Here is a 22,568-nt window from a genome sequence, read left to right as displayed (position 1 = left end):
TCCCTACTTAATGCTTCCCATGAGCTATGGTTATCAGTGTACCCGATCACATCCGGGAGACTAAATAGCTATTTTACTAATAATGACCATAATTACTGATAGCATTTTGAGGGCGCTTTATGGCAAACAGAATTATACCTATTCTGGCGGGAGGAGGAACCCGCTTACCGGCACATATAGGGATCATTAAAGCACTGGAAGATTTAAGTATAGAGTTTAATCACCTCGTGGGGGTTTCCGGCGGCAGCATTATCGCCAGCTTATATGCTGCCGGGCTCAGCATAGAACAGATAAAAGAAATTGCCCTGAAAACCGATTACAGCCAGTTCAGGGGCTTCTCCCTGCTTAAGCTGATCCGTAACGGTGGTCTGAGTTCCGGCGACGCTTTTGAATACTGGGTCGATGAACATCTACAGGGAAAAACCTTTGAGCAACTGGATCGAAACCTGCACATCGTTGCCACGGATGTTAAACGCGGCAAACCCGTCATTTTCGATGCCGAGCATACCCCGAAAATGAAAGTCTCATTAGCGGTACGCTTTTCCATGTCGATCCCTTTAGTGTTCAGTTTTAAGACTTTTGGTAAACATTTAATGGTGGACGGCAGCATCTTATCGGAAGATGCCCTGCACAGAGACTGGGATCAGCGCGGCACCCCGGTATTATGTTTTCGCCTGCGGGGAGAGCATGAATATGACGAACTCAATACCCAGGGCTTATTTCCGATATTCAATTATGTCACCTTATTGATCCGCACTTTTATGACCACCATTTCCCGGGAATACATCAATGATGCCTTTTGGCACAATACCATCATTATCAATACCGGCGAGAGCTCTGCAGTAGACTTTAAAATGAGCAACGATCAAAAATACCATTTGTTTAAAACAGGATATGACACCGCCATGAAAATTATTCCAATAAAAACGAATACGGCAAGCCTGGCACCAGCCATGTTTTCCCCAAAATCAAACTCAAATTGACCGAGAGCATCTAGAATTAATGCGGTAAATTTATCAATAACAAATTGCATACATCCAAATAAACAAGTCATAATATTGCTAAGGGCAAAAGGCTTTTTTTGCGGCAAACACTAAAGAGACAACAAATGAGTTGGAATAAGAGGTTGCTCAATACCCCCATTATTGGCGACATCACCAAAAAAATAGCATCGATGAAAGTCAGCAATGATGCCAAGAATATTGCGGAGCATTTTACCCAATTTCTTAAACCTGAGCTGGCCACAACCGATGAATTGCGCGCTGAGGTCTTCAAGATCAGACATAATGTCTATTGCGAAGAGCTCGCTTTCGAAGAGGTGAAAGCGGAAGGACAGGAAAAGGATGAGTTTGATGATCATTCCATTTTCTCTATGATCAAACATAAACCTTCGAGCACCTACACCAGTTGTGTCCGTGTGGTAAGATCCAGCAGTGAAGCCGAATTGCTGCCGATTGAAAAATATTGCCTCGACTCCATCCAAAATGAAAGCCTGCACCCAAGCAACTTCAAAAGGACTGAAATCTGTGAAATTTCCAGGTTAGCGGTTAAAGCCGATTTCCGCCGCCGTAAATCGGACCAGTTTAAAGGCTCCGCCATCGGGGTGATCAGCGAAAGCACCTATTCGGAAACAGAATTGCGCTGCTTCCCCTTTATTGCCATCGGCTTGTATATGGCCGCCGCCACCTTAGCCATAGATACCGGCATCAAACATGTTTATGTGATGATGGAACCCAGGCTTGCCCGCAGTATGAAGTTTGTCGGCATTAACTTTCACCAGCTCGGGGACGCCATTGATTACCACGGCCTCAGGGCACCCTATTATATTAATCCAAAAATCTTTATGGATAATTTAACCCCTGGATTTAAAAGCCTGTTCAAGGCTATCGAAAATGATATTTGCGAACAGCTAAGCGAACTGAAGTTAATTTAGCTTTAGCGGTAGATAAGACGCCGCCAGCGAAAACATCTCCTCCTGCCCAAGTGCTGTTTGGGGCTGGCCCCTGCGGCAAAGCCCCTAAAACAGCTTTATTTTCATTAGTATCGGTAAGCAGTATTGCCAGGTTAAGGTGATCATTGTCATAATAAGCTTATTTTTGCTTAAACTAGAGAAATCACGGAATGAAAAACATAGCGTCATTGAAAATTGGTATCATTGGACTGGGTTATGTCGGTCTTCCGCTTGCCGTATCTTTTGGTAAAAAGTACCCGACCCTGGGTTTTGATATTAACCAGCAGCGCATTAGCGAGCTCAACCAGGGCGTTGATAACACCCTTGAAGTCGAGCAAGATGAGCTGGCACAAGCAAACCAGTTAACCTTTAGTCATGATATTGAATCGCTGAGCCAGTGCAATTTTTATATCGTCACCGTTCCGACCCCGATAGATGAATACAAACAGCCGGATCTGACGCCGTTAATCAAGGCCAGTGAAACCATCGCCAAGGTGATCCAGGCGGGGGATATAGTGGTTTATGAATCTACCGTTTATCCGGGCGCTACAGAAGAAGTCTGTATTCCCGTGATCGAAAAAAATACCGGTATGACCTTTAACCGGGACTTTTACGCCGGATACAGCCCCGAAAGGATCAATCCCGGCGATAAGGAACACCGACTGGAAACCATTTTAAAAGTCACCGCAGGCTCTACGCCCGAAATTGCCGATTTTGTCGATCAGGTCTATGCCAGCATAATCACCGCGGGCACCCATAAGGCCTCTTCAATTAAAGTCGCCGAAGCGGCAAAAGTCATTGAAAATACCCAAAGGGATGTCAATATTGCCCTGATCAATGAACTGGCGGTGATCTTTAGCAAAATAGGCATCAATACCGAAGAGGTCTTAAAGGCTGCCGGCACCAAGTGGAATTTCCTGCCGTTCAGGCCTGGCCTGGTGGGCGGTCACTGTATCGGTGTAGATCCCTATTATTTGACCCACAAGGCCCAGCAGCTCAATTATCATCCTCAAGTAATTTTATCCGGGCGCAGGATAAATGATGATATGGGACGCTTTGTTGTGAAACGCCTGGTCAAAGCCATGATAGAAAAACGCATCCATATTGTTGATGCCAAGGTATTGATCCTCGGTTTTACCTTCAAAGAAAACTGTCCGGATGTACGCAATACCCGGGTGATCGACATAGTGGATGAACTGAAAGATTACAGCGCCCGGGTGGACATTCACGATCCCTGGGCCGATGCCGACATTGTCAAACATGAATACGGTATCGAGATGGCACAACCACAAGCCGGCCAGTATGACGCCATCATCATCGCCGTCGGTCACCAAGAGTTCAAAACCATGTCTATGCCCGAAATCAGAAAATTAGGCAAACCCGGTGCCCTGGTATTTGACTTAAAATACCTGTTTGATGCTCAAGAGTCTGATTTAAGACTTTAATGTTAATTATCCTGTTTGAGAAACTGTTATGAAAATTTTAGTCACCGGTGCCGCCGGTTTTATCGGCTCTCATGTCTCACTTTTCCTGTTGGCGCGGGGAGACGAAGTTGTCGGTTTAGATAACCTTAATGATTATTACGATGTCAATTTGAAACACAGCCGCCTGAAAAGGATTGACGCTTATCTAGACGGCACTTTAAAAGAAAGCTTTCCCTATCCCGAGTCAGGCAAAAAGGGCAGCTTTAGCTTTGTGGAAATGGATGTGGCCGATCGTGAAGGCATGGAGCAACTTTTTGCCGAGCAAAAGTTTGATAAAGTCGTTCACCTCGCGGCCCAGGCTGGCGTACGTTACTCGATAGAAAACCCCCACGCTTATATCGACAGCAATATTGTCGGCTTTACCAATATCCTGGAAGGATGCCGCCATCACAAAGTAAAACACCTGACTTATGCTTCATCCAGTTCCGTTTACGGCGCCAATGAAAGCATGCCGTTTTCGGTGCATGACAATGTCGACCATCCGCTGTCTTTGTATGCCGCCAGTAAAAAAGCCAATGAACTGATGGCGCATACCTACAGCCACCTGTACGACTTACCGACAACCGGTTTGCGCTTCTTTACCGTATACGGTCCCTGGGGACGTCCGGACATGGCTTTGTTTATGTTCACTAAAGCCATTCTCGAAGGCAAACCTATTGATGTCTTTAACTACGGCAAACACAAACGTGACTTCACCTATATTGATGACATCGTCAACGGCATTGTCCGCACTTTAGACAATACCGCGACCGGCAACCCGGACTGGTCGGGCAAAACCCCGGATCCGGGCACCAGTAAGGCGCCTTGGCGGGTTTATAATATCGGCAACCAGTCACCGGTTGAATTACTGGATTATATTGAAACCCTGGAAAACGCTTTAGGGAAAAAAGCAGAAAAGAACCTGCTGCCACTGCAACCGGGTGATGTGCCGGATACCTATGCCGATGTCGAACAACTGGTGCAGGATGTCAACTATCGTCCGCAAACCACGATTCAAACAGGTATCAGCAATTTCGTCAACTGGTACCGGGATTACCATAAGGTATAAACTTCCCGTTATGTTATCACCGGCAGCAAGGCGTTTAGCCGGTGATAACAAGTAACCCGGCCATTTCTGGCTCAGTTATTGTCCCCGCCAGCTTAAACTCTTCTCTTATTTCATCACTGCGCATTTGCTAACCTGAATTTTACTGCGAATTATGCGAATAATGCTAAAAATATTGACATATGAACTAAGGTGATAAGGACAGTTAGATTGAAATGACGAATATAATGGATAAACTCAAAATAAAAACGATCACTTTTGAATTTATATTCCTGAACTTACAACATCAAGGTTGAGCATGTTTGATTACAAAAAAGCTTTTTCAAGAAACATAGGCTGGGTTACCGAAGCCGAACAGGAAACATTGAGAACCCGGCGAGTGGCCATAGCTGGTGCCGGCGGCGTTGGTGGTATCCACTTACTCACCCTGGCAAGGCTGGGTGTCGAAAATTTTAACATCTCAGATTTTGACGACTTTGAAGTACACAATTTCAATCGCCAATCCGGGGCCTTTATGTCGACACTCGGCAGACAAAAAGTCGATGTGATGGAAGAGTTGGCAAAAGACATCAACCCGGAAGCAAACATAAAATCTTTTCCTGAGGGAATTTTCGCACATAATGTTGATGAGTTTCTCGAAGGTGTTGATTTATATGTAGATGCTTTGGACTTTTTTGCCCTCGAAGCCCGTAAAACCGTTTTTCAAAAATGCTATGAGAAGCAGATCCCGGTGATCACGGCAGCACCCTTAGGCATGGGTTGTGCCTTACTCTGCTTTATGCCGGGACAAATGACTTATGAGCAATATTTCAAATTTGAGGGAAAATCAGAGCACGACCAGCTTATTCAGTTCCTGATAGGTCTTTCACCCGCCATGCTGCAACGCCAATACCTGGTAGATGACAGCCGGGTTAATTTCAAAGAAAAACGCGGCCCCTCAACCCCGATGGCGGTAAACCTATGTGCAGGAATAGCCGAAACTTATGCTTTGAAAATACTGCTTAACCGGGGAGAAATATTAGCCGCCCCCCATGGGCTACATTTTGATGCCTACCGTAATAAACTGGTAAAAACCTGGCGTCCTTTTGGCAACTCCGGGCTGATACCACGCATCATGTTTCATATCGCCAAACGTGTCGTGGACGCCTGATGTCAACATATTTTACATAAGCTTTCAGCCAAAAGATTACACTTTTCGCCAATCCTTTGTTTTCTATTGACTTTAATTTGATGGCATGTCTTATGCTCATTTTTTAACCACACGTGGGCTAAATCAATTTCTGGTTTGGTAAAATTCAACAAATAAAGGAAAGGCAATGAAAAATATCGGATTGATGAAAAACATGACTGCGATAGCACTTACGAGTGCACTTTCTTTTGGCGCTAACGCAACTTTCATGACGGCAACATCCAACGGCGGCTTTGTTATGAAGGATGCCGGCGAATTTATTAACCTTGACGGTACCCTCCATGCGGATCAAACCAATGATGGAACGGTAAAACATGCTGGGGTTCGCTGGGGCGGTGACGGTGCATACAGTTCACTGGTGCTGGAAGACTTTGCTCCGGATATTGATGCCCTTGATACTAATTATATGCTTTCAGCGTTAACCCATAATAACTTCCGCATCAGTGCCGCCTTTCCCTGGCTCACCAATGCCGATATTTTGGGTATGATCGCTTTCACCAGCACTAATACCGGCGGTATTGCAGCAGGCTTTGGTAACTCAACGGTAGCCGATGCCTTCACTGCCAATGCCATGAGTGACTTTGATATCGGCTTCACCGAAACCTTTAACACCTCAACTGTCGCAGGTTGCGAACCGGTAGATGAAGACGGTGTTGCCGGTGGCGCCACTCACACTTTTGTCACAAACTGTGATGACTACTTCGACTTTTCAATCGACAACCCGGCCCCGCTCCCTGATACCCTGCCGTTCGCTATTCCCTTTTATATTGACGGCAGCCATTATGCTTTAACCATATTCAGTTCTTTTGATGTGGATGGCAGTACGGTATTACCTCCCGGACGGATCTGGACAGAAGAAGAGAAGTCAACCACCCTTTATACCTTTGCCCGCTTAAGTGAAATTCCGGAACCATCCACCCTGGCGATACTCGCTTTAGGTTTATTAGGTTTTAGTCTCACTAAACGCAAGTCGGAGCAGTAAGGCTATTCACATAAGCTAGTTTACGTCACGTAGAACCTCTGTTATTACAGAGGTTCTACATTTTACAACAGCCAAAACCTCCTCAGCTAAATTCTCCCCTAAAATAAAATTCATAACAGCACATCAACTCAACAAAAAGCATGATATTACTCGTCCCTTTCAGGCTAACCTCAACAGCTTAAAATCATGTCAATTTTCTTTACACATATACGTCAAATTGGTTTACACATCCATGTCAAATTTCTTTACATCAAATTTCAGCCACACGAGATTTACGGGACAAAACAACACACAAGTATTTGTTTATAAAAGAATTAAAAAACCTGGCACGACAAGTGCTTCATTAAAAGTATCTGGCGCATTAATGCTGCACATTTTTTTAAAATAATCATATAGAATCAAACACTTACAGGGTAAACAATGAAAAATACTGGATGGGTTAAAAATTTAACCGCGTTAGCGATTGCTAGTGCATTTTCTTTCAGCGCTAACGCAACTTTTATGACAGCAACTTCTACCGGTGGCTTTGTCTATAAAGATGCCGGTGAGTTCACCAACCTTGACGGTAGTGCACATGCCGACCAGACTAACGACGGTACTGTGATCCATGACGGTGTTCGCTGGGGCGGTAACGATGCATACAGCTCTTTAATTCTGGAAGGCTTCTCTGTAGATATTGATGCCCTTGATACCAACTATATGATTTCTGCCTTGACCCACAACAACTTCCGCATCAGCGCTAGTTTTAACTGGTTAAAGCAAGCTGATATTGCCGGCTCTATTGATTTTTCAAGTGATCACTCAGGCGGTATCGCTGCAGACTTCGGTAACTCTTTCGTTATTGATAACTTCACCTCAACCGCAACCAGTGATTTTGATATCGAATTCACCGAAACTTATAACAAGACTGACCCGACTGAGTGTTCTCCGGTAGATCAAGACGGCATCGACGGCGGCGAGAGCCACGAATTTGTCACAGGTTGTGATGACTACTTTGACTATTCAATCAATAACCCGGATCCATTACCGGACGTTATGCCATTTGCCGTACCTTTTTACATCGACGGCAAGCACTACGCATTAACTATCTTCACTTCTTTTGATGCCGACGGTAGCACGCTTATCAACCAGGATCGCGTTTGGACTGAAGAAGAAACCTCTACCACGGTTTATACTTTTGCCCGTTTAACAGAAGTTCCTGAGCCTTCAATGATTGCCTTATTTGGCCTTGGCTTATTAGGATTAGGTTTTTCTAAGAGAAAAGCCAAGAAGTAATCCCGGATACTGTTCGCAATAAAAAACCTCTGCTCCCGGCAGAGGTTTTTTTGTTTTTAGTCTTTCAATTAATACCAATTTTATTAAATATCTAACCATCCTCGGATGGTCTAAATCTCCAAGTCCTGCGTTGTTTTCAATCACAATAGCTTGCTATTGCTCAATCAAACGCCTCGCCTGCATGGATGCAGGTGCTTAGCTTTAGTCTGGAACGATAAAGGGGTTTCTTGAAAATTTATCCTCACCGAATTTTGCTCATCTACTTAATGCAATTGGTATAACCAGTCGTTTTCGTTCCGCAATTCTCATCCGTCAATATCATCACCTTGTGCATAAAGGATATTCACCGTTACAAACACCTGATTGCAGGCAACACAAACAATCAGGAATAGCAAAAATTCACTTAAACTCGTCATAGACACTCTAGCAAACGAGAACTGTTAAAATGCTTAGCCGAATGATGAAAATGCCCGACACAAGCGCTAGTAATAAAAGCACCAACCTACGGACAGCTTTCCCTGCAGTATCACCAAATAAGGTTTGTTCGCCACAGGGCTATTGCCTGCTCCGGCAAACATAAAAAAACCAGCAAAAATTTGCTGGTTTCATGAGAAAACTAAAACGCTTTCCAGATGAGAAAAAACGAATTACAAAATCAGCTGCTCTAGCTCATCTTTCAGCTCTGATTTTTCCTGCTCTGTCAGTCCATCGACCACTTGTTTCGCTTCGCTTTTCTGGCCATTAGCGGCAAGTGCCTGGGCGTAATGCACTTTGATACTGGCTTCTTTAGAAAGCGAATAAGCTTTCTTCAATATTTCCAGTGCCTCACCCTGCTTAATGTTCTTCAGTAAAGCAACTCCTAAGGTGTCCAGGATTTGCGGGTTATCTGGCATCAACTCATGCGCTTTTCTGGCATAACTAATGGCTTGCTCATATTTTTTCTGCTCAGTTAACAGCCAGGCCAGGTTATTCAAGGCGACAACATTTTTAGGTGAGGCTTTGATCTGCTTTAAATAAGAATCTATCGCTTTGGCAGTATCTGTTCTGGTATACATTTCAGATAATAAACTTTGTACGGCAGCATTTTGATTTACTTTTTCAGGTGCCTGCTCCAGTAAGGCAACGGCTTTGGCCTCATTGTCAGTCCTGCGGTAGGCACTTGCCAGCAGCAGGGCTGTTCTGACGTTACTATCTTTAGCAAAAGACTGCTCAAGATGCTTGATGGCTTCGTCGTATTGCTGTTTATTAAATGCCAGGTGACCCGCCAATTGAGTCACCAGAGCATTGTCCGGCAATTTATCCTGTAGCTTGGTCAGTAAAGGAGCAACCTTATTGTTTCGCCCTAAACGCAGCAGGTAATGCGTTTCCAATACCATTAAACGTAAATTATCACTCTCTTTGGTAATTTTTTTCTGGGCTTTTCGCGCCTGAAGCAAAGCCGACTGAATATCGCCGAGCTTTTCCAGAAATTCAATATGCTTAAGGTAGGCAACCACCGCCTGAGGCTTGGCCGCTTGCCAGGTACTGGCAATATCATTCAGTTTGCTTTTATCCGCTAACAGATAGTAGCCGTTCATCACAATGGAATAATAGGCATTAGGCAATTCTTTCGCCTGGGCAAGCGGCGCCAGATATTTTAATGCCTGCTCCGCCTCCCTGTCGTTGATGAATTTTTGCGCCAGCATCAGCTTAGGCCAGATCACCTCTTTATGCTTGCTATTAATATCCGTCAGGTAATCAAAGAATTGCTGTTGTTTTTCCTGTTTTTGACTGGCCAGATTCAGCATGATCAAAGCTGGCTTGGTATCCGGAGCGGCGGCTAATATCTGCTTCAGCAAACTTTCTGCCGTTTGATAGTCTTGAGCCCTTAAATGGTGCTCTGCCAGTTTTAATAACACCTTGGTAGAGTCAGGCTGATAACCTTGTGCCTGTTTGAGCACAGTTAAGCTGGCATCCTGCTCGCCGGAAACACTTAACACCCGTGCTTTTAATAACAGTGCTTCGATGTCCTTAGGCTCTTTTGCCAGCCATTTTTCAACGATATTATTCGCTTCTTCAATTTTATTTTGGTAGAGGTAGGCAGACGCCAGCACCAGATTTACCATTTTGTCGTCTGAACTGACGGCATTAACTTCTTCCAGGTCGCTGATCCCCTGCAGATCACGGTTCATCAGGCGGGCAAACGCCAGCTTTTTCTTGGCATTGACGTCATCGGGTTTTACCTCAAGCGCCCTTTCAAAAATCGTTTCCGCATCCTGGGTTTGACCGCTGACCGCCAGGCTAGAGCCGATCACCGAAAGCAGATTACTATCTTTATCGTCAAAACCTTCATATTCTCCGACATGCTCATTTAACTGGTCAACATAACCGAGCTTCAGCATAGACAACATGTAGAGCTTATGGGCTTCATGGGTTTTCGGCAGGCGATCGACAATTTTAGAAAGCGCGGTATAGGCCTGCTCGAAATTATTCAAAAAGTAATTGCTGATCCCGGATAAATACAGTGCCAGGGGATCTTCCGGGGTACTGTTTAAAGTGGTTTCGGCATGTTTCTTCACCAGCTCATAATCTTTTCTGCTGTTGGCAATTTTTGCCTTTAACAAGTTTGCCGTCGGATGGGCCTCATTTAATTTCAGTAAGTCATCCACCAGCTTTTCTGCGGCTTCATCATTTTCCAGCTGAAGATAATCATTCGCCATCAATAATTTGATGCTATGCGCCCTTGGCCTAAGCTCTAAGAACTTTTCATAAGCACTCACAGCGGTAGCAAAATCTTTATTTTGCTCTGCCACCCGGGCTTTTAGTATCCAGCCTTCTGCCAAATCATCCTGTTGCGCCAGCGCCTTATCCAGTAATTCTGCCGCCAGCTGATAATTGTCATCCATGGAAGCCACTATCGCAGAGCCGTAAAGGCTATAGGAAGACTCAACATTAATGTCATTGGCGGTGTCAAAGGCATCTTTGGCCAGCTCAACCTGATTTAAATTGATATGCGCCTTACCTTTAAAGATAAAGCTCAAAATTTGCGCAGACTCTGTAGAAAACTGCTGTTTTTCCAGCAGATCAATCACTGCCTGGTTATCATTTTTTTCTAACAGTATCTCCGCCAGGAATAAATTAGCCGCTTCGGCTTCATAGCCGTATTCAATGGCTTTTTTGATTTCTTTTTCGGCATTGTCAAGCTCACCTACTTTCAGATAAACCTGCGACAGGAGGAAGCGCCCTTCGGCAGACTGAGGCGTTGACTTAAGAACATTTTTTAAGGTGATACTCGCAGTGGACAGTTGCTGTTGCGCGATATGGGCTTTTGCTTCTGTTATTTGTTCCTCGGCGGTTTTTTGTGGGGTACATGCAGATGCCGCTAGCATCAAACTAGTGGCAAACAATAATTTATTAGCATTTTTCATGTAAACAAGTCCATCTATAAGCAAAGATATACAGCCAATATAGCAAAATGCCTGGCCAATTAAAGAAGAGGTTTTCTTGCCTGCAATCTCCCCTATTGCAGCAGTTCTTGCCGGTTAGAAAAGAACTACAGAAAACCTCAGATATATACCACAAAATTCTATGCCATCTGGGTTGGATTCACAATCAAAACAATGAAATAGAAAAACAAGCGCCTGTTTGAGCGGTGAAAACAATTTAATTCGGGTTAAACAAACAAAAAAAGCGTCGACTGGCCGCGAAAAAAATCCCTGGTTTAGTGGTTTTTTTTGAAAAATTAACTTAAGCCGGGCGGGTAATTATGACAAATAATATGCTATCATGCGGACGAAATTTTTTTTGATTATTAAGACCCTAAGATATTTGCTATATAGGAATGATGCGTGATTAAAATAGTTATTTTGACAGACTCTTTTGTTGGCGCAAAAGGCGGTAGTGAAAAACACATAAAAGATCTGGTTTCCGGCTTAGACAAGGACAAATACAGCATAGATATTATCCAGCTGTCTAATACCGGACAGATCCCTTTTCCGTCAGGCACCCGTGATGCCAACCTGAGTTACCATCATTTCCCGGTAAAAAAAGTCTACGGCCTTTCCGGCTTTAAAACACTTTTTGCCATCAGCAAACTGATCCGCGAAAAAGACATACAAATCGTGCTCTCTTTCCATGAAATGTCCGATATTCTCAATGCCCTGCTACCGGTCAAAGTGATCAAGCTTTCCAGCAGACGGGATATGGGCTTTAAACGGAATCAAACCCTGGAAAAAATGATCCGTTTTATCAACAGAAACTTTTTGCTGGTACTGTGCCCGTCCAAGGCGGTACAGCAAAAAGTGTTAAGCGAAGGGATCCCAAAAGAAAAAACCTTGCTGTTATATAACGGCATCGACAGCGAAACCTTCACCCAGGCCCTGGAACAGCCCAAAGAAGAGAAAGCCCGGCTGGTTTCAGAGTTAGGATTGAAAGAAGACAAGGTCAAGCTGGTCACCATAGGCAATTTAAATCCCTGGAAAGGACAAAGGTTCCTGGTGGATGCCGTCGGCATCATGAATGAGCGCGGGGCAAATTGCCAGTTAGTACTGTTCGGGGAAGGCGATACTTTTGACGACCTCACGCAGCAGGTAAAATCATTAAAACTCGAAGATGATGTTTTTCTTAAAGGTTACTGCGGCAATGTCAAAGATTACCTGCCGGCTTTTGACCTGATGGCCCTGCCTTCGGTGACCGAAGGCCTGTCCAATGCCCTGCTCGAAAGTGCCGCATCCGGCTTGCCCCTGATAGCAACCGATGTCGGCGGCAACCCGGAAGTGGTGCAAAACGGCGTTAACGGTGAGCTGGTGCCGGCAGAAGATCCCGAGGCACTGGCCCGGGCACTGATGAATTACCTGCCCTCCTCTCCCGGCTATACCGAAGCCGCCAGGGCCTCCCGCGCCCTGGTAGAACAGCAATTTTCACTAAGAAATATGCTGCAAACCTATACCGGCTTATTCGAACGTTTAACAGGGCATAAAAACCGTGATTAATGTGTTACATTTACGTTCGAGCTCAGGCTTATATGGCGCCGAACATGTTATTTTAAATTTAACCGGGCAAAGCTCGGCTAAGTGCCATCACGAACTGGCGGTGATCCAGAATTACCTCAACGACAATAACGAACTGCTTGAGGCAGCAAAGGCAAATGGCGTCACCAGCCATAAACTGCCCAACTCCGGCAAGTTTGATCTCGCCACTTTAGGCGCCTTGAGGACAATACTGAAATCCTCAAAAATCGATATTGTGCATTGCCATGACCCCAAGTCGGTTTTTTACGCGACCCTGGCCACCCTGCTCAGCCGTTCACCGAAAAAAATCGTGACCATGCACGGCTGGGTCAAGAACGATCTCAATATGAAATTTAACAACCTGGTGGAAAAATTATGCCTGCCATGGTTTGCCAGGGTCATTGCCGTCAGTAAAGAAATCAGCCGGGACCTGGGGGGGCAAATACCCCGGGATAAAATTTTCCTGCTGGAAAACGCCATAGATACCGAAAAATTTCACCCTGCCCCGTCCCGGCAACGGGAAAGCCAGGCCCGGGTAAACTTACTGATCGTCGGGCGCCTGTCGCCGGAAAAAGGCCATGAAAACCTGTTAACCGCCCTGGCGCAGTTAAAGCAGGAGGGCAACAACAACTGGCACCTGAATATCGTCGGCGACGGCGAACTCAAAGCAGCACTGACAGCCACCAGCAAACGGCTGGCGTTAACAGGGCAAGTGACTTTTCACGGCGTGCAAAAAAACATGCTGCCCTATTATCAGCAAAACGATCTCTATATCTCCAGCTCCCTCACCGAAGGCATGCCTTTGGTGATCCTCGAAGCCTTGTCTTGCCGCCTACCCGTGGTAGCAACACCGGTTGGCGCTATCCCTGAGCTGTTGCAGCAAAGCAAGGGGGGCGTGTTATGCGATGATTGCAGCCCGCAAGGCCTGCATCAGGGATTAAAGCGGATATTAGGCCAAGATCAGGCCGGCATCGAAGCAATGACCGCCGCGGGCAGAAAGTATATCGAAGATCATTTATCCTTGTCCCGGGCAAGGGAAAAGCACGAAAATTTATACGCCGAATTGTTAAACTAGCTACCGGCATTTTTCAAACTTCATGAACACCATAATAAACTGCGACCATAACAGGCCAAAAAGGAATCAATAGTAATGGCAAAAATTCTTTTTATCACCACTCGTTTGCCTTACCCGACAAATGAAGGGCACCAGATCAGAACCTACAACCTGCTCAAAAGAATATGCCCTTCACATCAGGTTCATTATTTATCCTTGCAGCGTAATGACGACGATCCTTCGGCAGTACAACACCTTGAGAGTATGTGCCAATCGGTCCAGGTTTTTCCTATCCCCAACGAGCATTCAAAAATTCGCTTTGCCAAAGATTTATTGCAGGGGTTTTTTACCAAAACCCCTTTTGTGGTGCGCAAATATTTTTCACAGGAGCTGGCACGGGCCATTGAAGAAAAGCTGACCTCGGAACAGTTCGACCTGGTGCATTTTGATATGCTGCCGCTGGCGCAATACGCCAATTTACTCGGCAATGTCCCCTATGTGCTAAATAACCACAATGTTGAATCCCTGCTGTTAAAACGCCGCGCCGAAAATGCCGACTCCTTGCCTGAAAAGGTCTTTTTTGGCAACCAGGGCAAGAGCCTGCACCAGTTTGAAGCCGATGTCTGTGCCCGGGCCAAGGAAACCTTTGTCTGCTCGCAAATCGATGCCGATATCCTGCAAGCGCTGAGCCCGGCGGCAAAGATCAGTGTTGTGGAAAACGGCGTTGATACCCAGTTCTTCTCTCCGGGAAAACAGGAGCAGGTAGAAAACAGCCTGGTTTTTGTCGGCGGTATGGGCTGGTTTCCCAATAAAGACGGCATGATTTTCTTTATGGACGAGGTGATGCCGAAAATCCTGGCAAAAGTTCCCGACGCGAAACTGACCCTGGTGGGTAAATCCACCGGGGTGCAAATTCCACCAGATGTTAAGGACAATATTACCGTGACCGGCTTTGTTGACGATTTCAGGCCGATTGTTGCCAGTGCCGCCGTGTATATCCTGCCGATCCGTGTCGGCTCAGGCACCCGGCTAAAGCTGCTCGAAGCCATGGCTATGGGCAAGGCCATAGTTTCAACCTCGGTCGGCGCCGAAGGGGTGAACCTGAGCGCCGATGAAAATATCATCTACGCCGATGACGCCAGCGCCTTTGCCCGGGGGATCATCGCCTTATTAACCGACAGTGAAAAAAATAGCCGCTTCGGCCATTCGGCACGCGATCTTGCTACCGGTAAATATGACTGGGACATTATCGCCAATAAACTGCTAAGCAGTTATAATACTATCATTACAACAAACACTTAATACTAATAATATGTTTAATAATATTAAAGTCGACTATCAGAAATACGCCAGGGTGACCGAAAGACACAACCCGGTTTCCCGGTTTCTCTTTTCGCTGCTCCAGCACGGCTTTATCGCCCTGCTGGTGTATCGCTTTGGCCGCTATGTCAACACCATCGAAACTCCGGTGCTCAGCCATGTGCTGAAAATTGTCTATATCCTGCTCAAATACATTTCCGAGGTCCTGACCGGAATACAAATCAATGTCAACTCCGATATCGCACCGGGCTTTTTTATCGGCCATTTCAGCTGCATCATCATAGGCGCAGAGAAAATTGGCCGTAACTGCTCCGTCGGCCAGGGGGTGACCATAGGGCGTAAGGGCGCAGGAAAGTCCAACGGCTGGCCGACAATCGGAGAAAATGTCTATATCGGCGCCGGCGCCAAAGTATTCGGCGCCATCTCCATAGGAGACAATGTCATTATCGGCGCTAATGCCGTGGTCAACAAAGATGTACCGGCAAACAGCACTGCCGTCGGTATTCCTGCAAAAATAATTCCGAACCAGGTCGATGAAGATCTCGCCAGCTAAAGTTATTGCCCGGGTAAAACAGGCCCTGATCGGCATGTCCGGCTTGTCGGCAAAATTGCACCGGGTACGCGGCTACCACAAGATCACCATAGTCTCCTATCACGGCATACATAGCGATGAACTGCCGCTGGAAGATCACTGTTTTATGCATCTTGACCGCTTTAAAGAGCAGATGCATTACCTGCATCAGCATTTTAATGTATTGCCTTTAGAGCAGGCCTTGCAGATAGCCGATTACGACGGGGAAAAGCCCCTGGCGGCAATCACTTTCGATGACGGCTTTTATAACAACTACTCGCTGGCCTTCCCCGTGCTCAAAGCGCTGCAACTGCCGGCAACGGTTTTTCTGGCGACCAACTATATCAACAGCCACCATACCATCTGGTTTTGCGATCTGCTGCGTATGCTCAGCCAAACCCCGAAGAATAGCTTGCTTTGGCAGGGAAAACGCTACCCCCTCAAAAACAACGAGCAAAAACAGGCGGTATCCCGGCTGTTGCAGGCACAGTTGAAAACCAGGAAAACGGATGAGGCCAGGGCCGAGTTGCAGGCTTTGGCCAAAGCACTCGATTGTGATTTAAATTACCGCTACCAGGCAGACTCGCCTTTTTATATGTTAACGGCACCAGCCATTAAAGAGATGTCCGATTCCGGGTTAATCACCTTCGGCGCCCATACCCATAACCATGTCATCTTATCAAAAACCACTTTGGAGCATGCCAGGGAGGAAATTCAGACCTCTATCCTTGAAACCGAAAAACTCACCGGCAAGCCCTGCTACAGCTTTGCCTATCCCAACGGCCGGGCCGAAGACTTTAACGAAAGCCATCAGCAGATGCTCAGCGACAACGGCATACGCTTTTCCGCCACCACCATTAATGGCCTGACGGCTCCCCAAAAAGAATTACTCGCCTTTAAGCGCTTGTTTATCAATACCGATACCGGCATTGAGGTTTTTAAACTGCAAGTACACGGGCACAGATAAGCTATGGATAGAATTTAAGTATGGATGCAATAGTCTTAGGCCTGGGGGTCAACGGCCTGGCGGTTACCCGCTCTCTCGGCTGCAGGGATTTAAAGGTTGCCGGCATTTACCATGACAGCGATGATCTGGGCAGATATTCCAGGTATCTGAGCGCCGTAGAAAAACTTCCCGACAGCTTTGACGCCCAACAAGTCTTTACCGCCTGCCGGGCGCTGAGTACTGCACGGGACAAAGCCGGCCATAAACCCGTGCTCATTTGTACCACAGATCAATTTGCCGAAATCCTGGCCGGACACAGCGAGCTGTTTGCTCCCTATTTTTTACTGACCACGCCAAGCAAGGAGCTTTACTGGCGTTTCCTCGCCAAACAGGCCACCGCAGATATCTGCAATGAGCACAACTTTTCCATCCCCGACACCCGTTACAGTAAAACGGCGGGAGAACTGGCTGCCCTGACGAAAAGCTTAAACTATCCGGTGATCATCAAACCCGACCTCACCTTTGATAAGGCCTTTCCCGGCAAGAATGTCGTCGTCAACAGCCATCGGGAGCTAAAAGACTTTATCGCCCGCTATCCCGAGCTGGAAACCCGGGTAGTGGCACAGAGTATCGTGCCCAGCGGTGACGGCAATATTTATGTGGTGACCAGCTTCTCCGATCAAAGCGGCAAAGTCAGGGTCATTTATTCCGGCAAAAAAATCCGCCAGTATTTACCCGACTATGGCGTGACCTGTTTCGGGGTCAGCGAACATCAGGAAAAATTAAAGCAAACCGTCAGTGATTTTCTTGAAGCCATAGGGTATCGCGGTTTTGCCACGCTGGAATTTGCTTATGACAGTGCAACAGAGAGTTTTATTTTTATCGAGCTCAATATCCGCACCTTTTATCACAACCAGCTATTTAAAGATGCCGGCTTAGACATCAATTATCTTGCCTATCAGCTCACCACGGAGTGCGCAACACTGCCCCCCTGCCTCAGCGAACAAAAAGACGGGGTGTACTGGCTCGATTTTACCCGGGATTTCGGCTCCTTTATCCGCAAACGAAAAAGCGGCAAACTCAGCCTCTTGCCCTGGCTCAAAGATATAAGCAAAGCCCGCTCTTTCGCCTATTTCGACCCTGGCGATCTAAAACCCTTTATCGCATCGGTGAGAAAGTTTATCATGATTTCCTTATCCGGTTTATTTCAGCCAAAAAAATAATATTTAAAAAAGGAAACTTTCCGTTGTCCAATCAGCTCATTAAACACAGCATGATTTATTCATTATTTCAGCTATTTATGATTTTTGCTGGTTTAATTTCCTTTCCTGTTTTAACCAAATCCTTATCCACGGAAGAATACGGCACCTTAGGGCTGATCACGGTGAGTCTAAGCATGCTCGCTTCCTTCGGCAAATTAGGCATACAGCACGGTATTATCCGCTATCGCGAAGACTATGAAAAAACCACCTTTATCAGCAACATCACTTATTTAGCCCTACTCGGTCCGCTGGCATTATGCCTGACGTTTATGGCGCTTTCCCTGCTCCTGTATCAACTGGATTATATTCCGTCAAACCATATAGATACCGTACTTATCGTGATTTTCCTGGCCTTTGGCGAACAAATCAGGAACTTTATCGTCAATTACTTTATCAGCGAACAGGAAAGCCCGCTGGTGGCTAAAATCAGGATCATCAGCAAAGTGATCACTATGACCTTTACCTTATCCACGGTAGTCGTCATTTTGGCTTCCGCCAAAGGCTTTATCTATGGTTTCCTGGTAGCCGAAATTATCGTGCTTTCCCTGACCCTGATTATTGCCCAAAAGCACAAACTGTTTACCGGCATCAGCTTGTCCAAGGTCTCATCCAAGATCTATAAACCCCTATTGCTGTTCAGCATTCCGCTGCTGGGGCTGGAAATGGTCAGTATGCTGCACGCCTTTATCGATCGCTACCTGATCAAATACTTTATGGAAGCCAGATATCTCGGCTATTATTCCGCCTATTACAATATGGCAACTATGCTGGCGGCCTTGATCATCGGCGGGCTGACCACGGCAATAGTGCCCGCTTATCTTAAAACCTGGAATGAACACGGCCGGGAAGCAACCGAAGCCTTATTAAACCGGATTTTTAACGGCTTGCTGCTGATCTACCCCATTATCATTATCAGCCTCTGGGTGGTATCAAAAGAATTGTTTGCCTTGCTCACCACCGACGAATATATCGCTTATGCCTACCTCCTGCCCCTGATTGCCATGGGAGTGCTGGTGCAGTCCGCGATGCCGTTATTTTCCGCCGGGTTAAAAATTAAAAAAGCCTCGATGACCATGTTTTACTCGGTTATTTTCAGTGCGGTATTAAACCTGATCCTCAACCTTGTTTTTATCCCCCTCTACGGGTTAACGGCAGCAGCCATCACCACCACCATCAGTTATGCCTGCATTGCCGCCAGCTTTGCCTATTTCGGCTCAAGCACCCTTACGATAAGAGTCAATTTTTATATTTTTCTGCGCAGCTGTTTATATGCCGGAGTTTTCCTGCTGCTGTCGCCTTATATCCAGCATGACATCAATGTTATCCAGCTAGGCCTTAAGGTCGGCGCCGGGGTGGTTTATTTTTGCCTGGTATTTGTCTTATTTGAAAAACCCTTAACCCTCTTTTTATTTAACTCCTTGTTAAAGCGCAATCCCGGCGCCAAACAAGCGGTTAAGCCGTTATAAATTGGAAGCTATGAGACCTGTAAATAAACGACAACAAGCCGCCGACCAGGGATTTACCAACTGGCCTTTGCTTATTTTCTTGTTTTTCCTGCCACTGCGTAACGTGGTCACCAAATTTTTCCCGCCGTTACCCGGCGGCATAAACTTTGTTAATGTTTTCTTTGTCCTGGCATTTATCTTTTGCTTAAAGAGTAAAGAAAAAATTGACTGGAGTTATGTCCCCAATAAGAAATTACTCTATTTCATCCTTTATTTGTTTTGCTCTTTGCTGTTGATGATGGCCAACCTCAGCAATCCGATAGAGGGCTCGGCTAACGCCTTAAAAGATTTTGTTTTTATCCTGTGCCTGACCTATATAGTGCAAAGAAGCATCACCCGGGTTGAAGACGTTGAAAAGATTATTATCGCCCTTATCCTGCCTATGCCTTATGTGTTCCGCCTGGTTTATTCCCAATACAAGTCGGTGGCCCGCTGGCATTACTCCGATGATTTAAGGGTAAACGGTCCGATGGAAGGATTAGGCTCCAATGAACTCGGGGCTTATCTGGTCACCACCACCTTGTTGTTGCTGGCGCTGGTAACCTTCTATAAATCCAGGAAAAAGTGGGTGCGATACTTTACCTACCTGGCCCTGGCGTGCTCGGGTATCTCACTCACCCTGACCTATTCCCGGGGAGCATATCTGGCGATGATTCTGGCGGGACTGTATTTTTATCTGATCAAGGAGAAAAAGGGCAAACTGACCCTGGTACTGGTGTTGTTCACCCTTAGCCTGCCGGTAATTATGCCGGTTTCCGTAGTAGAGCGTTTCTCGAGTATCAGTTCCGATGAAAGCGATCGGGATGCCAGCGCGGCTTCACGTTTTGTTTTCTGGGAAGCCGCCTTTGAAAAAGCCCAGGAATCGCCGATTTGGGGTTATGGCTACCGCAGCTGGCGCAGTCCGGAAATCAATAAAACCGGTATGGATACCCATAACTATTTTGTCAAAACCATAGTCGAAGGCGGGGCAATCGGCATGTTTCTCCTGCTCACCCTGGTTTATGCCAATTATAAACTCGCCAGGTACGCCTATAAGAATGCCACCGACCCTGCCCATAAAGCCATCGCCCTGGCGGTGCTGTTGGCGACCCTGGGCATGATGGTGGGCAATATGTTTGGCGATCGTTTTTCGCATTATTCGGTCGTGTTTATCTACTGGACCCTGGTAGGCATGCTGATCAAACTGCAGCAACTCTCGAAGGGGCCGCCGCCTGTCGGCCCTAAAAAACGTAACAATAAAAGATTGCGATGAAAGAAAATAGATTAAAAATCGGATTATTAATCAAAAGCTACCAGGTCGATGCCTGGTTTGCCAAAACCGTGCAGCGGCTGCTTGAAAGTGATTATGCCCAGGTCGAGCTGGTTATTCTCAAGCCTGAAAATCCGGGAATAAACAATCAGGTGCAACTTAAAACCGAGCTGGTTGAGAAAAGTAAAAAACTTTGTCTGGCCTTGACCAATAAAGTGGCCGATATCACTTATCGCGCCCTGATGGAAAAACACCCGCAAGTTGCCGATGCCAGAGCCAGGGTAGATTTGCGCCCGGTGCTGGCCCGGATCACGGGCATTACCCCCTCATGGCCGGCAGCAAACCATGAGCTTAGTGAACACGATCTTAAAACCATCGGTCAGGCCTCGCTCGATGTGATCATCTGCGACCATGCCAAAGGTTTGACCGACGGGGTATTAACCGCCGCCAGGCACGGCATCTGGTCACTTCATCATACCGACAACCAAATCAGCCGGGCCGGTGCCCCGAGTTACTGGCAGAGCTTGGGTGACTGGTCGGAAAGCACCGGGGTTATGCTGCTCAAACTCACCCCGGAGAACGAAAATGATCTGATATTATACCGCTCCCATTCGGCAACAGATCATATGGCCTTTACCCATAACAAAAACGCCGAATACTGGAAAGCGTCAACCTTTGTACCCAGGGTACTAAATGAGCTCTATCACCGGGGAGAACAGGCCTTTTATCAAAGAATAAACGCCGATAACCTGCACCCTGAATTTAATACCAACCGCGCTTTCAATACCCCGACGGCAAAAGAAAAATTCAAACTAACCGGCAAAAAACTGCTGGATAAGCTCAATATTTTCTTCAATAAAAGCTTATATTACCAGCAGTGGTTTTTGCTTTATGATCTTAAGCCCGCCCTGTCGACAAGCTTCAGGCGCTATAAAAAAATCATGCCCCCCAGAGACAGGTTTTGGGCAGACCCCCATATAATTTTTGCCAATGACAAATATTATATTTTCATTGAAGAATTTATGCAGGCCAGCAAAAAAGGCCATATTTCCGTCATTGAAATGGATCGCCAGGGCAATTATCAATTCCCGGTCAAGGTACTGGAAAAAGATCACCACCTGTCCTACCCCTATGTTTTTATGGTTGACGGGGATTACTATATGATCCCGGAAACCGCCTCCAACCGCACCATAGAGCTGTATAAAAGCAGCGAGTTCCCCTTTAAATGGCAATGGCAGATGAACCTGATGGAAAACGTTTATGCCGTCGATACCACCTTATATTGTCACCAGGGCAAATGGTGGTTATTTGCCAACATGGTGGAAACCAGAGGCGCCTCTTCCATGGATGAGCTGTTTATCTTTTACAGTGATGATTTTCGCACCACCAACTGGCAGGCCCACCGACAAAACCCGGTCATTTCCGATGTCAGGAAAGCCCGTCCCGCCGGCGCTATTTTTGAAATGAACGGCAACTTGTACCGGCCATCGCAAAATTGTGCCCACAGATACGGTTACGGCTTTAACTTAAATCATATTACCTGCCTGACCCCCGAACAATATAGCGAAGTCACGGTTTCCCAGGTGAAACCCAACTGGCACAAGAACCTGCTGGCAACCCATACCTTTAATAAAACCGGTGAGCTGCAAATCATAGACGTGCTGGCGAATAAGTTTAAGCTAGGAAAAAAATAATATTTATCAGCAGCTTGATATAGAAAATGAAAATATCTGCCAAAATCATCTAT

Annotated in this window: 17 protein-coding genes; 16 read left to right on the top strand and 1 reads right to left on the bottom strand. The window is 46.2% G+C overall.

Annotated elements, in window-relative coordinates:
* Positions 1–119 precede the first annotated feature (119 nt).
* From SG35_RS02070 to SG35_RS02040, 7 genes are all read left to right on the top strand, one after another.
* The gene (locus tag SG35_RS02070; RefSeq protein WP_044833804.1) at positions 120–983 is read left to right on the top strand and encodes a patatin-like phospholipase family protein; all 864 of its coding nucleotides are present in this window, start codon (positions 120–122) and stop codon (positions 981–983) included.
* 125 nt (positions 984–1,108) lie between these two features.
* Positions 1,109–1,933 (top strand): PEP-CTERM/exosortase system-associated acyltransferase, encoded by an 825-nt coding sequence (locus SG35_RS02065; protein WP_044833803.1) that lies wholly within the window; start codon positions 1,109–1,111, stop codon positions 1,931–1,933.
* Positions 1,934–2,121: 188 nt separating this feature from the next.
* Complete coding sequence (gene tviB / locus SG35_RS02060; RefSeq protein WP_044833802.1) at positions 2,122–3,396, top strand: Vi polysaccharide biosynthesis UDP-N-acetylglucosamine C-6 dehydrogenase TviB; 1,275 nt, start codon at positions 2,122–2,124, stop codon at positions 3,394–3,396.
* Positions 3,397–3,424: 28 nt separating this feature from the next.
* The gene (locus SG35_RS02055) at positions 3,425–4,483 is read left to right on the top strand and encodes an NAD-dependent epimerase (RefSeq protein WP_044833801.1); all 1,059 of its coding nucleotides are present in this window, start codon (positions 3,425–3,427) and stop codon (positions 4,481–4,483) included.
* Positions 4,484–4,778: 295 nt separating this feature from the next.
* On the top strand, positions 4,779–5,630 hold the full coding sequence (locus SG35_RS02050; RefSeq protein WP_201777814.1) for a ThiF family adenylyltransferase: 852 nt from the start codon (positions 4,779–4,781) through the stop codon (positions 5,628–5,630).
* Positions 5,631–5,796: 166 nt separating this feature from the next.
* Entirely contained in the window at positions 5,797–6,651 is an 855-nt protein-coding gene (locus SG35_RS02045) for a PEP-CTERM sorting domain-containing protein (RefSeq protein WP_084692820.1), read from the top strand.
* A 420-nt stretch (positions 6,652–7,071) separates the two neighbouring features.
* A complete protein-coding gene (locus SG35_RS02040) occupies positions 7,072–7,926 on the top strand; it encodes a THxN family PEP-CTERM protein (protein ID WP_044833798.1) in 855 nt (284 codons plus the stop codon).
* 647 nt (positions 7,927–8,573) lie between these two features.
* Here the strand turns inward: SG35_RS02040 and prsT are convergent.
* The gene (gene prsT, locus SG35_RS02035) at positions 8,574–11,333 is read right to left on the bottom strand and encodes an XrtA/PEP-CTERM system TPR-repeat protein PrsT (RefSeq protein WP_044834114.1); all 2,760 of its coding nucleotides are present in this window, start codon (positions 11,331–11,333) and stop codon (positions 8,574–8,576) included.
* Between the two features lie 420 nt (positions 11,334–11,753).
* On the opposite strand from prsT, the gene SG35_RS02030 reads away from it, so the two are divergent.
* From SG35_RS02030 to SG35_RS01990, 9 genes are all read left to right on the top strand, one after another.
* Complete coding sequence (locus tag SG35_RS02030; RefSeq protein ID WP_044834113.1) at positions 11,754–12,896, top strand: glycosyltransferase; 1,143 nt, start codon at positions 11,754–11,756, stop codon at positions 12,894–12,896.
* On the top strand, positions 12,889–13,989 hold the full coding sequence (locus SG35_RS02025) for a glycosyltransferase family 4 protein (RefSeq protein WP_044834112.1): 1,101 nt from the start codon (positions 12,889–12,891) through the stop codon (positions 13,987–13,989). The genes SG35_RS02030 and SG35_RS02025 overlap by 8 nt, the downstream gene beginning before the upstream one ends.
* Before the next feature lie 75 nt (positions 13,990–14,064).
* Positions 14,065–15,270: a glycosyltransferase gene (locus SG35_RS02020; protein ID WP_044834111.1), complete on the top strand. Its 1,206-nt coding sequence runs from the start codon at positions 14,065–14,067 to the stop codon at positions 15,268–15,270.
* Positions 15,271–15,280: 10 nt separating this feature from the next.
* Positions 15,281–15,841 carry a serine O-acetyltransferase gene (locus SG35_RS02015; protein ID WP_044834110.1) on the top strand — a complete coding sequence of 187 codons (561 nt, stop codon included), beginning with the start codon at positions 15,281–15,283 and terminating at the stop codon, positions 15,839–15,841.
* The gene (locus SG35_RS02010; RefSeq protein WP_044834109.1) at positions 15,822–16,826 is read left to right on the top strand and encodes a polysaccharide deacetylase family protein; all 1,005 of its coding nucleotides are present in this window, start codon (positions 15,822–15,824) and stop codon (positions 16,824–16,826) included. The genes SG35_RS02015 and SG35_RS02010 overlap by 20 nt, the downstream gene beginning before the upstream one ends.
* Before the next feature lie 20 nt (positions 16,827–16,846).
* Positions 16,847–18,028: a carboxylate--amine ligase gene (locus SG35_RS02005; protein ID WP_044834108.1), complete on the top strand. Its 1,182-nt coding sequence runs from the start codon at positions 16,847–16,849 to the stop codon at positions 18,026–18,028.
* A gap of 23 nt (positions 18,029–18,051) precedes the next feature.
* Complete coding sequence (locus SG35_RS02000) at positions 18,052–19,533, top strand: oligosaccharide flippase family protein (protein ID WP_044834107.1); 1,482 nt, start codon at positions 18,052–18,054, stop codon at positions 19,531–19,533.
* A 10-nt stretch (positions 19,534–19,543) separates the two neighbouring features.
* Positions 19,544–20,824, top strand: a complete 1,281-nt coding sequence (locus SG35_RS01995; RefSeq protein WP_152646696.1) for an O-antigen ligase family protein — start codon at positions 19,544–19,546, stop codon at positions 20,822–20,824.
* Positions 20,821–22,515, top strand: a complete 1,695-nt coding sequence (locus SG35_RS01990; protein ID WP_053043198.1) for a glucosamine inositolphosphorylceramide transferase family protein — start codon at positions 20,821–20,823, stop codon at positions 22,513–22,515. The genes SG35_RS01995 and SG35_RS01990 overlap by 4 nt, the downstream gene beginning before the upstream one ends.
* Positions 22,516–22,568 lie beyond the last annotated feature (53 nt).

This window comes from Thalassomonas actiniarum, from assembly GCF_000948975.2.
In the GTDB taxonomy this organism is placed as follows: Bacteria; Pseudomonadota; Gammaproteobacteria; order Enterobacterales; family Alteromonadaceae; genus Thalassomonas; species Thalassomonas actiniarum.
The sequence above is the reverse complement of the archived record's forward strand: the minus strand, read 5'-3'. Positions and strand labels throughout refer to the sequence as shown.

Coding starts and splice junctions, on each gene's coding strand:
- SG35_RS02070 (WP_044833804.1), top strand. CDS start 120: ATGGCAAACAGAATTATACCTATTCTGGCGGGAGGAGGAACCCGCTTA.
- SG35_RS02065 (WP_044833803.1), top strand. CDS start 1,109: ATGAGTTGGAATAAGAGGTTGCTCAATACCCCCATTATTGGCGACATC.
- tviB (WP_044833802.1), top strand. CDS start 2,122: ATGAAAAACATAGCGTCATTGAAAATTGGTATCATTGGACTGGGTTAT.
- SG35_RS02055 (WP_044833801.1), top strand. CDS start 3,425: ATGAAAATTTTAGTCACCGGTGCCGCCGGTTTTATCGGCTCTCATGTC.
- SG35_RS02050 (WP_201777814.1), top strand. CDS start 4,779: ATGTTTGATTACAAAAAAGCTTTTTCAAGAAACATAGGCTGGGTTACC.
- SG35_RS02045 (WP_084692820.1), top strand. CDS start 5,797: ATGAAAAATATCGGATTGATGAAAAACATGACTGCGATAGCACTTACG.
- SG35_RS02040 (WP_044833798.1), top strand. CDS start 7,072: ATGAAAAATACTGGATGGGTTAAAAATTTAACCGCGTTAGCGATTGCT.
- prsT (WP_044834114.1), bottom strand. CDS start 11,333: ATGAAAAATGCTAATAAATTATTGTTTGCCACTAGTTTGATGCTAGCG.
- SG35_RS02020 (WP_044834111.1), top strand. CDS start 14,065: ATGGCAAAAATTCTTTTTATCACCACTCGTTTGCCTTACCCGACAAAT.
- SG35_RS02015 (WP_044834110.1), top strand. CDS start 15,281: ATGTTTAATAATATTAAAGTCGACTATCAGAAATACGCCAGGGTGACC.
- SG35_RS02010 (WP_044834109.1), top strand. CDS start 15,822: ATGAAGATCTCGCCAGCTAAAGTTATTGCCCGGGTAAAACAGGCCCTG.
- SG35_RS02005 (WP_044834108.1), top strand. CDS start 16,847: ATGGATGCAATAGTCTTAGGCCTGGGGGTCAACGGCCTGGCGGTTACC.
- SG35_RS01995 (WP_152646696.1), top strand. CDS start 19,544: ATGAGACCTGTAAATAAACGACAACAAGCCGCCGACCAGGGATTTACC.
- SG35_RS01990 (WP_053043198.1), top strand. CDS start 20,821: ATGAAAGAAAATAGATTAAAAATCGGATTATTAATCAAAAGCTACCAG.